At 41.4% G+C, this 12,786-nt stretch carries 16 protein-coding genes; all 16 read left to right on the top strand.

Annotation, left to right across the window (positions count from 1 at the left end; genetic code table 11):
- Positions 1–47: 47 nt before the first annotated feature.
- The 16 genes from LZP85_RS18305 (at position 48) to csrA (ending at position 12,684) form a co-directional block, all read left to right on the top strand.
- A complete protein-coding gene (locus LZP85_RS18305) occupies positions 48–2,375 on the top strand; it encodes a hypothetical protein (protein WP_234561848.1) in 2,328 nt (775 codons plus the stop codon).
- Positions 2,372–2,677, top strand: coding sequence for an EscU/YscU/HrcU family type III secretion system export apparatus switch protein (locus tag LZP85_RS18300; RefSeq protein WP_025909618.1), 306 nt, complete (start codon positions 2,372–2,374; stop codon positions 2,675–2,677). The genes LZP85_RS18305 and LZP85_RS18300 overlap by 4 nt, the downstream gene beginning before the upstream one ends.
- A gap of 47 nt (positions 2,678–2,724) precedes the next feature.
- Positions 2,725–3,150 carry a flagellar export chaperone FliS gene (locus tag LZP85_RS18295; protein WP_025909619.1) on the top strand — a complete coding sequence of 142 codons (426 nt, stop codon included), beginning with the start codon at positions 2,725–2,727 and terminating at the stop codon, positions 3,148–3,150.
- A gap of 16 nt (positions 3,151–3,166) precedes the next feature.
- The gene (locus LZP85_RS18290) at positions 3,167–3,988 is read left to right on the top strand and encodes a flagellin N-terminal helical domain-containing protein (protein ID WP_025909620.1); all 822 of its coding nucleotides are present in this window, start codon (positions 3,167–3,169) and stop codon (positions 3,986–3,988) included.
- Positions 3,989–4,069: 81 nt separating this feature from the next.
- Entirely contained in the window at positions 4,070–4,507 is a 438-nt protein-coding gene (locus tag LZP85_RS18285) for a YaaR family protein (RefSeq protein ID WP_061786279.1), read from the top strand.
- A 116-nt stretch (positions 4,508–4,623) separates the two neighbouring features.
- The gene (locus tag LZP85_RS18280) at positions 4,624–5,469 is read left to right on the top strand and encodes a DegV family protein (RefSeq protein WP_062686858.1); all 846 of its coding nucleotides are present in this window, start codon (positions 4,624–4,626) and stop codon (positions 5,467–5,469) included.
- A gap of 85 nt (positions 5,470–5,554) precedes the next feature.
- Positions 5,555–7,042, top strand: a complete 1,488-nt coding sequence (locus LZP85_RS18275) for an ATP-dependent helicase ComFA (protein WP_277627763.1) — start codon at positions 5,555–5,557, stop codon at positions 7,040–7,042.
- Positions 7,039–7,734, top strand: coding sequence for a ComFC family protein (locus tag LZP85_RS18270; protein ID WP_234561845.1), 696 nt, complete (start codon positions 7,039–7,041; stop codon positions 7,732–7,734). Before LZP85_RS18275 ends, LZP85_RS18270 begins: the two co-directional genes overlap by 4 nt.
- A 57-nt stretch (positions 7,735–7,791) precedes the next feature.
- Positions 7,792–8,193 carry a TIGR03826 family flagellar region protein gene (locus tag LZP85_RS18265; protein ID WP_234561843.1) on the top strand — a complete coding sequence of 134 codons (402 nt, stop codon included), beginning with the start codon at positions 7,792–7,794 and terminating at the stop codon, positions 8,191–8,193.
- A 212-nt stretch (positions 8,194–8,405) separates the two neighbouring features.
- Positions 8,406–8,663, top strand: a complete 258-nt coding sequence (gene flgM, locus LZP85_RS18260; protein WP_025909626.1) for a flagellar biosynthesis anti-sigma factor FlgM — start codon at positions 8,406–8,408, stop codon at positions 8,661–8,663.
- Positions 8,664–8,678: 15 nt separating this feature from the next.
- Positions 8,679–9,119, top strand: coding sequence for a flagellar protein FlgN (locus tag LZP85_RS18255; protein WP_025909627.1), 441 nt, complete (start codon positions 8,679–8,681; stop codon positions 9,117–9,119).
- Positions 9,120–9,139: 20 nt separating this feature from the next.
- The gene (gene flgK / locus LZP85_RS18250; protein ID WP_206833363.1) at positions 9,140–10,654 is read left to right on the top strand and encodes a flagellar hook-associated protein FlgK; all 1,515 of its coding nucleotides are present in this window, start codon (positions 9,140–9,142) and stop codon (positions 10,652–10,654) included.
- A 2-nt stretch (positions 10,655–10,656) separates the two neighbouring features.
- On the top strand, positions 10,657–11,538 hold the full coding sequence (gene flgL, locus LZP85_RS18245) for a flagellar hook-associated protein FlgL (protein WP_119542654.1): 882 nt from the start codon (positions 10,657–10,659) through the stop codon (positions 11,536–11,538).
- Positions 11,539–11,582: 44 nt separating this feature from the next.
- Positions 11,583–11,999 (top strand): DUF6470 family protein, encoded by a 417-nt coding sequence (locus LZP85_RS18240; RefSeq protein WP_119542655.1) that lies wholly within the window; start codon positions 11,583–11,585, stop codon positions 11,997–11,999.
- A 3-nt stretch (positions 12,000–12,002) separates the two neighbouring features.
- Positions 12,003–12,431 carry a flagellar assembly protein FliW gene (gene fliW / locus LZP85_RS18235; protein ID WP_100346606.1) on the top strand — a complete coding sequence of 143 codons (429 nt, stop codon included), beginning with the start codon at positions 12,003–12,005 and terminating at the stop codon, positions 12,429–12,431.
- A gap of 13 nt (positions 12,432–12,444) precedes the next feature.
- Positions 12,445–12,684, top strand: a complete 240-nt coding sequence (gene csrA / locus LZP85_RS18230; RefSeq protein ID WP_234561841.1) for a carbon storage regulator CsrA — start codon at positions 12,445–12,447, stop codon at positions 12,682–12,684.
- Positions 12,685–12,786: the final 102 nt, after the last annotated feature.

Below are 12,786 nucleotides of genomic sequence, written 5' to 3'. Positions count from 1 at the left end.
ACGGTAGAAAAGATATGTCGTAAAGCGACTTAATGGAGCGTGAATCTATGAAAATTCAGCAGTCATCCCATTCGTTGCATCACGCGAGTGCGCCTTCGGCAACTACAATTGCAACAGAAGATACGCTGCAAGGAATAGTTAAGGAAGTAATGAATGAAAAAGAAGTGCTTATGCAGGTAAAGGGACGTGAAGTACCCGTTCGCCTAGACCAGCCAGTGCATGAAAATGATCATATCAAAATAAAAGTAACGCATGTAAAAGAAGGTTATATAGAAGGACAAGTTTTATCGAAAATACCAACAGAAAATTTTGAGGAACGAGTCAAAAGGCCAATTATGCCAGCTGCTTCAGAGCAAGTACAACAAGCTGCTCAAAGGCTTAAAAATGCTGGATATCGTGTAACAGAATCTTCGATGATGGCGCTAGAACGTTTTTTTACTATAACAAATCGCTCAGCTTCACAAACAGATGAAACGATTTCTGCTCTTGTGAATAAAAAGCTAGAAGTGACGGTAAATCACCTTACTGCAATTGATGAAGCTCTTCATGGTGATGGATTAAAAGAGCTTTTTAAAGAAGCGGTTGCTAATCGACCGACTTTGCCATCAGAGCTACAGATCAAGGTTGAGGGAGCCTTAAAAAGTGTGGAAGCATCGACTAAATCCCCCTTTAGCCAAGAGGAAATCAACGTACTGCTTCAGCGTCTAAAAACAGGTGATAGCGTAGGAGATATTCTTCAACAATTAAAAGAAGTTAAAGAAATACCTAAGAGTATTGTAGAGCAATTACAGCGGATTTTTCGAACGAGTCAAGACGTCACAGCGAGCGGCCTTAAAGAGTTGAATCGAGATGACTTGCTGAAAAATATCCCTCTAACTAAACAAGAAGTGCAGACTTTACTTCTTGAATTAAAGAGTAACGGTGTACCGCAAGAGGTCCAGCAAAAGCTACTAGAAGGCTCAAAGCTGCAAGAACTTGTTCTTCAGCGGATCAGTGATTTGTTAATGGCGCTACATTCAAAACAAGCAGATGCAAAAAGTGTTCAAGAAGCGCTTCATTTGGCTGTACGTACGTTTAGTCGTGAACCGAATATAAAAGTTGCTCTTGAGCACCTTTCGAATCAGGTGTTACCAGCTTTACAGTCTCATCCAGCACATGCTGAAAAAGTAAGCCAAGCTCTTGGTAAGGCAAGTGAATTGGCAAATCAGCATAAAGAAATGGCTGCTAGAAAGCAAATAAATGAGGTGCTAGTGGCTATTAGCGAGAGTTTTGAACAACCATCAGCAAAAGAACTACCTCTTCATGTTGCTACAAAAGATGTGGTTGTAACGGTTGTGACAGAAAAACTGGCGTATATCACAAAAGAATTTCAAAATGTACAGCAGCAGGTAAATCGTCAGCTTCTCTATGTTGCAGATTTGCTTCAAGAATCAGCACCTTCAGCAAAAATGAAGGCGTCACAGCTATTAGAAGCAACCGTTAAGCAGCTTGATAAAGCCATTTTACAAAGTGATTTCATGCTATATGCAGATATGAAATCTGAAAAAGAAATGTTAAAGGCTAGTCAGCTTCTTCAAGAAGCGAAAAGTCTATTAGCACAGGGAGATCGCTCTCAAGCTCATAGCTTAGTTATGCAAATCAAAGAAATGATTAAAGGAATGGATTATAAGCCTTCTCACCAAAAGATGATGCATTTTGTTCAAGATGAGTTGTTTTCAAAACTTGCTTTACCAGGGGTTAGCGTTGCTGATGAGCCAGAAATAGGAGCCAGAGATATCTATGAAACCGTAAAGAGATTGGGGTTTCAGCGCGAAAAAGAGGCATTACATGTGCTACAAGGACACCAGCAAGCATCCACAGCTGATGTGAAAAGTGGCCTGTTAAAAGGAGAATATGCGAGCATGGCAGCTCAAACAGCTGATTCAGCTCTTCAACATATCACAGGTCAGCAGCTTTTAAACAAGCATGATTCTTCATCAGCGCAGCAGCTTTATATGCAGCTACCTTTTACGCTAAAAGGTGAAGTAGGAACGATGAAAGTATTTATTCAGTCAAATAAAAAGCGTGAGAAAATTGACTGGGAAAATACAAGCTTATACTTTCTATTTGAGACGAAGCAGCTCGGTGAGATTGGCGTGATGTTAAAAGCATCGGATCGCAATCTATCCATTTCATTTGAAACGAACAGCGATGCGTTTGCATCCAACGCTGATACGGTTGTTGATGAATTAAAGGGTAAAATTGAAGCAATTGGTTACGCGATTACGGGAGTCTCCTATGCAGAGCTACGAAATGGAAGAGAAGACGAAGTGAAAGCACCAATTAAGAAACAAATCCCAATGCTTTCAATGAAAGGGTTTGATTATTCAATATGAACTACCAATATATTAATACAGCGAATCGGAGGCAAAAGCGAGGTCCTTCTGCAACGGTCATTCGCTATGAGCAAGGAGAGGGAGCACCAAAAGTTGTTGCGCAAGGGTCAGGTTCGACGGCGAATCGAATTCTCAACCTTGCAAAGCAGCATGATATTCCACTGCAAGAAGACGAAACGCTTCTGACGAATTTGATGGATATTGAGCTAGGAGATCAAATCCCCCCGCAGCTGTACGGAGTTATTGCCGAAATTCTTTTATTTGTAAAAAAAGTCGAGGATATGAATGAAAATGGCTACTAGACGTGCCGATAAGTAAAAAAAGGAATACACAAGGGAGATAAGATGAATTGGACTTTTTAACGGAAGAGCTTCTTTATCAAAAAACATCGCAGCAGCTAACGGCTATGCTGTATGAAAAAGCGATTTTAAATATTGAAGAAAGCATTGAACATATTCATAACAAAGATTTCTATACAGCAAATGAAAATTTAAAAAATACAAGTGATATCCTTCATCGCCTAGGCGTCGGCTTGAAATATGAAGCAGGTGTTATTGCGGAGCAGCTTGATACGATTTATAACTATGTAGCAGAACGAGTGGTAGAAGGGAATATGAAGAAGGATATTACGATTTTACAAGACGCTCATCGCGTTCTAACTGAAATTTCAGCTGCTTGGAATAAGGTAATGAGTGAAGAAGTAGCCCAAAAGCGACCGAGCGTTCATAGAAAACTATCGTCTTATGAGAGACAAATTAGCACAACGACATTATAAAAAAGGAGCTTATTCAATGAGAATCAATCACAATATTCAAGCGTTAAATGCTTATAAAAACTTATCTACGAATCAAATGAATACGTCGAAAAGCTTAGAGAAACTATCATCTGGACTTCGTATTAACCGCGCAGCGGACGATGCAGCGGGATTAGCTATTTCAGAGAAAATGCGTTCTCAAATTCGCGCTTTAGATATGGCAGAACGCAATGCATTAGACGGAATTTCACTCATTCAAACAGCAGAAGGCGGCATGCAGGAAGTGCACAGCATGCTTCAGCGTATGCGTGAACTAGCCGTCCAGTCTTCAAATGGCACGTACCAAGACACGGAAGACCGTGCGTATTTAGATGCTGAAGTGCAGCAGTTAAAGCAGGAAATCGACCGTATCGCACAAACAACACAATTTAACGGTACAAATTTATTAGATGGGAAAACAACGAATATTCAATTTCAAATTTCACCAGAGGCTCCGAGCTTAGCGTTAAAGTTAGCTAAAATTGGTGACGTTACGACGGCAACTTTAGGTCTTACGACAACTTCTATTACAACCGCAACAAATGCAACAACTGCTATTACTCAGCTTGATAAAGCGATTGCTGCTGTGTCAAAAGATCGCTCAACGCTTGGTGCTGCACAAAACCGCCTTGAGCATGCGATGAGCAATATCAGTACAATGAGTGAAAACTTAACGGCTTCTGAATCGCGAATTCGTGACGTGGATATGGCACAGGAGATGACGGAGTTTACGAAAAACAACATTTTAAACCAAGCTGCGCAAGCGATGCTTGCACAGGCTAACCAGCTTCCACAAGGAATTTTACAGCTGTTAAAATAATGGATTATGAAAACGAGAGAAAAGCACGATGCTTTTCTCTTTTTCCTGTATAATACAAGTAAAAATGAAAGAGGAATAGAAATGGATGTTCAGCGAATTAACGGACTGACAAATCAACCAAACGTTTCTAAAGCGAAAGAGGTTCAAGAATCAATTACGTTCACGGACGTTATGGCTAAAAAGCAGCGTGACCTCACCCATGAGCGTTTATCACAACTGGTGACAAAAATCGATGAACAAGGTCGTCATCTAGCCAAGAATCAGACGGTTGATGTGCTTCGAAAGTACAAAGCCCTGGTGAAAGAGTTTATGGATGATGCAGTTAAAAATGGCTTTGAACTGCATGAACAGAGAGGCTTTAACAGAAGAGGAACGACAAAGGTATATAAGCTTGTAAAAGAAGTCGATCGTAAGCTTGTTGATCTAACAAACGACGTGCTAAATAAATCAACGAATGAGCTTCAGCTCTTAGCAAGAGTAGGTGAAATCCAAGGTTTATTGGTCAACATCTATACGTGAAAAGAGGGAAGGTTAAAAGGGCTTTCTTTGTTTTTGTAAACATGCATTTTAAATTGAAATGTTGTAAAATAGAGTGAACTTATTTTTAAATAATAAAAAAGGATGGACCCTTTCAAATGAAAACGGCAATTATTACTGATAGTACAGCGTATATATCAGAAGAAGTGCGCGCTCAACATGACATACATATGGTACCGCTTAGCGTTATTTTTGGTAATGAAACTTATCGTGAAGAAATAGACGTAACGGCGGAAGAATATTTTCATAAAATTAAAGATGCCAAAACATTGCCAACAACCTCTCAGCCTCCAATTGGTGAGTTTGTTGAACTGTATGAGCAGCTACAGCGTGATGGTTATGAGTCAGCGGTCGTTGTGACGCTCTCAAGTGGGATTAGCGGAACCTATCAAGGGGCACTTTCAGCAAGCGAAATGGTTTCAGGTTTTGACGTACAAGTATATGATTCTGAAATTAGCTGCATGGTGCAAGGCTTTTATGTTCTTGAAGGAGCTAAAATGGCGGAAGCTGGTCGTACGCCAGCAGAGATTGTGAATCGTTTTGATGAAATGAAAACGTCTATACGCGCTTACTTTATGGCAGACGATTTGTCACATTTGCAGCGTGGAGGGCGCTTAAATGCAGCTCAAGCGATTATTGGAAGTTTGTTGCAAGTTAAGCCACTGCTTCACTTTGTTGACAAGAAAATTGTTCCTTATGAAAAAATTCGTACGAGAAAGCGCGCGTTAAAACGTATCGTAGAGCTACTGGATGAGGATGCACGTGAGCTTGCGCCAATGAAAGGTGTAGTGATTCATGCGAATCGTCCTTCAGAAGCAGCAGAATTTAAAGCAGAACTGCAAGAAAAGTACCCTCACATTGAGTGGAGTCTTTCATATTTTGGACCTGTTATTGGTACCCATCTTGGAGAAGGTGCCATCGGTGTTGGTTGGTATAAAGAATAAAGCCAAACTAACTTTTTGTTAGTTTGGTTTTTTTATTGCAGGAATTTAGTCAGTTCATCTCGTACTAGTTAGGATGAAAGGAGCGATGTTTTTGCGATTTATCCTACATGACAATCAGTTAGTACCGAATGGTTCACAGGAAGCGCAGGCCATTTCACGGCTTCCTAAATGGCATACACCCGCTGTTAACCCTACATTTTCATTTAATGCAAGCCTCCAGCAATTCCTCGTTGGCAAGCAACTACTCCCTGATGAACTAGCTTCATTTTCTTTTTCTACTCTTCATGAGCATTACGAACAAGGCTATATCCACTATCAAAAGTCAATTGTGAAAAAAGACGTGATGACCTGCATGCGCTGTGGAAATCAGCAGCAGCACTTATTTGCTTCGTTTCACTGTGGTCGCTGTTACAGCACATGTACGTATTGCCGTGCCTGCATTGGGATGGGGCGGGTATCGGAATGTACGCCTCTTATCGCGTGGAAAGGGCCTCCTTTACGTGAGGTTTCTTCACCAACTCTTACGTGGAAAGGAAAGCTCTCTCCTGCTCAGCAAACGGCTTCTAGCCAAATGGTAGAAGCCGTACATTCAAAGCAAGAGCTGCTCGTGTGGGCCGTTTGTGGAGCTGGAAAAACGGAAGTTCTCTTTGAAGGTATTTCAAAAGCGCTTGCTTTGGGTAAATCGGTATGCGTCGCCACGCCGAGAACGGACGTAGTCCTGGAGCTTCATCCAAGGCTTCAACAAGCGTTTCAAGAGTTGGAAGTAGTGGCTCTTTACGGCGGAAGTGCTGATAAAGGGAAGCATTCTTCTCTGATCCTCACAACCACGCATCAGCTTTTGCGTTACTATGAAGCATTTGACGTCATGATCATTGACGAAGTAGACGCATTTCCTTATTCAGCAGAACCAATGTTGCAATATGCTGCCCACAAAGCTCGTAAAGCAGAATCAACCCTTATTTACTTAACAGCAACTCCCAGTGAAAATCTTAAGCAACAGGTTAAAGAAAATAAGCTAGCAGCTGTCAAAATACCGGCTCGCTATCACCGCTATCCCATTCCGATACCTCGTTTTGTATGGTGTGGCAACTGGCAAAAGAAGCTTGTTAAAAAGAAGTTGCCTTTTACCGTACTGAACTGGATTAAGCAACGAGTTTGCGATGATAAGCAGTGCTTTGTGTTTGTACCAAAAGTTAAATGGGTTCAGCCCGTTGTAGAGCTCATCCAACAGCTAACGCCAAGGGTGGCTGGGGTGCACGCAGAAGATAAGGAGCGAAAAGAAAAGGTAAAAGCATTTCGTGAGCAGCAGTATATCATTTTGGTTACGACAACGATTTTAGAACGAGGGGTGACTGTCCCCAATATTGATGTCGCTGTAGTAGGTGCTGAAGATGAAATTTTCACTGAAAGCGCGCTCGTTCAAATTTCAGGCCGAGTGGGTAGAAGCGCAAACTTTCCAACGGGAGATGTGGTCTTTTTTCACTATGGACAAACGGTCGAAATGAAAAAAGCCAAAAAGCATATGGTTGATATGAATGATATGGCAAAAGAACAAGGTCTGATCGAAACATGACATGGTGTCTGCTATGTCATGAGTCAATTCAATCTGCTCATAGCTTCTCATCTCTTATTTCTCCACATCAAAAAAAGATGCTGTGTGAAACGTGTCAATCATCTTTTAAAGAGCTTTCTGTCCCACTTTGTAAACGCTGTGGAAGAATGCTTCGGGAACTTTCTACATCTTATTATGAAGATGAATATTGCATTGACTGCGTCCAATGGAAGAAGAAGAAATCACCGTTGATTCGGAATTATTCATTATATAAATATAATAACTTTTCAAAAGAGCTAATGGCGTTGTTTAAATATAGAGGCGATTACGAACTTCATAAAGCATTTACGGTCGATTTCGCTCGGCTTTATAAGCTGTATAGTCCGGAAAATCCCGTACTGGTTCCGATTCCTTTAAGCGACGAGCGAATGTATGAGCGTGGGTTTAATCAAGCGGAAGCATTGGCATCTTTACTTCCTGCAGAAGTGGTTCATCCTCTTACTCGTAGACATACTGAGAAACAAGCGAAGAAAACGAGAGAAGAAAGGCTACAAAACCATAGGGTGTTCGAGCTTGTGGATCCAGAGCTGGTTACAAACAGAAACGTCATTTTAATCGATGATTTGTACACAACAGGTGTTACGCTACACGAAGCAGCGCTTTGTCTAAAAGATGTGGCAGCAGCAATCTATTCTTTTACAATTTACCGTTGAAAAAGTAAGCGAGTCAGCCGATACAAAAGGAAATGAGGAAAGAAAGGGAAAAGGAGTATGTTAACGAATTGTTTACGTTGTGGAAGCTTATTTGTTCAAAGCGGAGCGCGCAACATTTGCCCGAGTTGTTATCAGGAGGAAGAAGACCAGTATGAGCGCGTGGTTACCTTTTTACGAAAGCGAGAAAACCGAACTGCAACCATGTATGAAGTCGTTAAAAAAACGAACGTACCCGACCTGTGCATTCAGCAGTTCATTCAGCAGGGAAGGTTGCTGATAGCTAAATTTCCAAACCTAGGCTACCCTTGCCTAGAATGTGGTCAAAGTATTAGAGAGGGAAAGCTTTGTCATAATTGCGCTCAGCAGTTGAAAAATGACCTAGCAAAGCACGAAATAGAAACAAAACGTCAAAATGAACGACAGGATCGATTATCAACTTATCGTTTGAAAGATAAATAATCTAGATATAAAGAACTGGTTATCTTTTTTGGTGAAGGTAATGGTTCTTAAGACCTTTTTAGTTTGGGTACAAAATCGTACTTATTTTGAAGCTTTTTAGCGTGTTTGTGCATTTAGTCTCAACTTTGAGCGAGTTGCTAAATGTTTAATTCAAAGCTCCGATATAATGAGTAGATAGATAGCGGATACAAACTTTAAAGAGGTGACCAAAGATGAAGATAAATTCAACTCATTCTAGCAGAATAAATCCATATCAAAAGGCAGCTGAAAAAATGGAAAAAGCTCAGCAAACAGGAAAACGAGATGATGTGCAAATTTCAAAAGAAGCGAAAGAGCTTCAGCAAATGAGTACAAATGCCACAGAGCGCTCAGCAAAGATTGAACAGTTAAAGCAGCAGATTGAAAATGGGGCATATAAAGTTAACGCAGAAGAAGTGGCGAAAGGGCTTATCAACTTTTATAAAAAATAAAGGGAATGACAAAAATTGAATAGCGGGAAACTGACTGAAATTTTAACGAAGCAAATCGCATTGCATAAGAGCTTATTAGCTTTAACAGACAAGAAAAAGGCAATTATCATCAGCCAAAATATCAAAGAGTTAACCCATGTGCTTAAAGATGAGCAGACGCACGTTGCGGCGATAGAAGCTTTGGAAAAACAGCGCATGTTGCTCATGGAAAATATCGCACAGATTGAACAGGCCATTACCCTTCAACCACTTCAAAGCCAGCTCATTGAACTTATTGAAAGCATTCAGAGGAAAAATGAGTTAAATCAACAACTGCTAACACAATCTCTGCAGCTCATTAATCTTGAGCTTGACTTATTAACCTCATCTCAACAAGCAGATTCATATAATTATACAAAAGCAGAAAACGATGTACCATCACTTACACAAGCATCTACCTTTCAGTCAAAAGCGTAGAGAATGAAGGAGAGAATGTAATGATTTCAACTTTTCATGGGCTGCAGGTTGCAAAGCGAGGCATGGATGCGCAGCAGTCAGCACTATACACAGTGGGGCAAAATATCGCCAATGCTAACACGCCGGGCTATACTCGTCAGCGCGTTACGTTTGAAGCGAGTACGCCTTACCCAACACCGGGAATGAACCGTCCAGGAGTGACGGGTCAACTTGGTACGGGAGTGGATGCCAAAACGATTGAGCGTGTGCGCGATCAGTTCCTTGATGTACAGTACAGAGGAGAAACAGTTAAGGTAGGCTATTGGAATGCCAAATCGGCAGCCATTGACAAAATGGAAGAGATTCTAAATGAGCCATCTGAAGACGGATTGTCAGCAACATTTGATCAATTTTTCGAAGCACTTCAAGACGTTGCTGCAAATCCATCAAATGCCGGTGCTCGCTCTGTTGCACGTGAGAGAGCAAATGCGATTGCCGATACATTTACGTATCTATCCACATCGCTCGAAGTCATTCAAGGTGATTTACAATCTGAAATTGATGTAACCGTCAAGCAAATGAACTCGGTTCTTGAGCAAATCAATAACGTTAATAAACAAATTAATGATATTGAAGTGCACGGCTATTTGCCAAATGATTTATATGATGAGCGTGACCGCTTACTAGACGAACTTTCACAGTTTGTAGAATTTGACGTACAGTATGATCAAACAAGCGGTAACAGCCTGCCCGTAGCTGAAGGAACCGTGACGGTTACGATGCAAACCGCAAACGGTCCTGTTACGTTAGTAAATGGCCAAACTCGTCAAGCTGCAGCGTTTACGATAAACGATACGGACGGAAGCGTAACGGATGTTCGTGTAGGTGGCCAAACGCTTTCGCCAGCCAACCTTTCACAAGGTAAGCTTAAAGGATTGATTGAATCAGCAGGTTACGTAGACGAAAATGGCCAAACAAAAGGTGTATATTCTGACATGCTAGCGTCTCTTGATAAAATGGCCTTTGAGTTTGTGAATTGGTTTAACGGCCAGCACGAACAAGGCGTAACGTTAGATGGCCAAACGGGTGTATCTTTCTTTAATCCAATTACGGAGGGAAAAGGCGCTGCGAAAAGCATTACGCTATCAAATGAAATTATTCAAAGTACCAACAACATAGCTGCTGCTTCTCAGTCACAAATAGAAGGAGATCGTAAAGGAGATGGAAGCAATGCGCTAGCGCTCGCTAACTTCCGTGATAGCGTTCTTATTCAGCTTACTGACGATCAAACTGTATCCATGAAAGAATATTACCAGTCTCTTATTGGCCAAATGGCGGTTAACGGCCAGCAGGCAAACCGCTTAAAAGGAAACTCAGAAACGCTTCAACAAGCCGTGGAGCAACGAAAACAATCGACGAGCTCCGTTTCAATCGATGAAGAAATGAGCAATATGATTCAATTCCAGCACGCTTATAATGCAAGTGCCCGCATGGTGACAATGATTGATGAGATGTTAGATCGCATTATTAACGGATTAGGAACGGGTGGTAGATAACGATGCGAATTACACAAAGCATGCTAGCGGCCAACTCATTACGACATATTAACAGTAGCTATACTCAGCTCCAAACCTTGCAAAATCAGCTATCAACGGGTAAAAAAATTACGCGTCCATCGGATGACCCCGTTATCGCTACAAAGGGGATGGCATACAGGTCTAACCTATCTGAAATTGATCAATACAAGCGAAACTTAACCGAGGCCTATTCGTGGTTTGATAACTCTGAAGCAGGGATCGAACAGGTTAACTCCATTTTTCAACGTGCCAAAGAGCTTATGGTTCAAGGAACAAACGGCACAAACGACGGACAAGATCGCCAAGCAATTGCCCGTGAAATTGAACAGCTGAAGCTTGATTTTATGCAGGTAGCCAATACGCAAGTAGCGGGAAGATATATCTTTAACGGCGTGAACGTAGGAAACGCGCCCGTTACTCAAAATGCGGATGGCTCGATTGCGTCCGAAATTAATGCCGATCCGTTTTCAGTTGAAGTATCAAAAGGCGTCAGCCTACGCGTCAATATTAATGCTGACCGTATCTTTTCGCAAGAATCGTTTGATTTCATCGATAGTATTCAAGCGGGTTTTGAAAACAACGATGTTGAATCGCTTCAACAATTATCAACACAAGTTGATGACTATTTATCAACTCTATCAGCAGAGCGCTCAGAGCTCGGTGCGAGAAACAATCGCCTGGAGCTCATTGAAAATCGCATTGCTTCTCAAGAAATTACTGCTAGCCGCATGATTTCAGATAACGAAGATGCTGATATTGAGAAAGTTATTACGGACTTAACCATTCAAGAAAGCGTGCACCGTGCTTCCTTATCGGTTGGTGCCAAACTAATTCAGCCAACGCTTCTTGACTTTTTACGCTAAACCAAAACTCCTTCTTTGAAGGGGTTTTTTTAGGAGGAATACTGATGCAAGTTAGTGCCATACAGGCCTCTTACGCCATGCCACCCATCATTCAGCCGCAGCCAGTCGACGTTTCGACAGAAAAAATCCAGGTCATTGTCGAAAAGACACCGTCGCGGCTTACCATTGATCAAACTAAGGCATGGGAAGAAATGAACCTACAATCAATTTTAAAAAGCATGGACGAAGAAGCGAATGAAGGTAAACAAGCGGTGATGGAATCTATCACAAAAGCAGTCCAAGAAGGAAAAGAGTTAATGAAAATTGAACAAGGTGGTAACCCACTCGCTAATCAAGCCAAGCGCAACAGCGAAAAGCCCATCTATCCAAGCAACATAACCTTTATTCCAAGTCCGTTTAGTGTCAAAATAAACTATGTACCTGAAACACTATCAATCTCAACAATTAAACAAGAGGTGTAGCTCATGCTTAAAACAGCTTATCACGGTGATGTTCAAATTGAACAACCCTCATTAACATTTGAAAAAGGTCTTCCTGGGTTTCCACACGAAACGCAATTTGTGGTCTTGCCACTTCCAAACGCTGATATGTTCCACGTGTTACAGTCTACGAACACGCAGGAAGTTGCGTTCGTGATGACCGAGCCGTTTCAATTCTTCCCAGATTATGACTTTAAATTAGATGAGACAACAGTCAAGCAGCTTCAGCTGGAAAGCGGAAGTGACGCTGCTGTATACGTTATTTTAACAATGCATGACGACGTTACTAAAATTACGGCAAATCTGCAGGCGCCAATTGTTATTAATACAAAAAACAATCAAGCCAAGCAGGTTATCTTAAACAACGAAGCCTACCAAACCAAGCACGCGCTGTTTCAGCCCGTAAACAACTAAGGAGGGAACGACCATGCTAGTCCTAACGCGTAAAACGAACGAAACAATCAAAATCGGTGAAGACATTGAAGTGACCGTTCTCTCTATTAGCGGTGACCAAGTCAAGCTCGGCATCAAGGCCCCGCGTGACGTCGAAGTCCATCGCCAAGAAATCTATGAAGAAATCCAGTTAGAAAATCACCAGGCATCCAAGCCGGTAGCCAATATGATGGACATCTTACAAACAATAAATGACACCAAACCAAGACTCTAAACCGTCTTGGTTTTTCTTTTGAAAAAAGTAAAGAAACCGCTAAACAATCTAAAAAAAAAGACGATATCATTCTTGTAAAGACAAACTGCCAGGCGGCCGATT

The organism is Priestia flexa (genome assembly GCF_021441905.1).
Classification (GTDB): Bacteria; Bacillota; Bacilli; order Bacillales; family Bacillaceae_H; genus Priestia; species Priestia flexa.
This window is presented reverse-complemented; position numbering and strand designations above follow the sequence as displayed.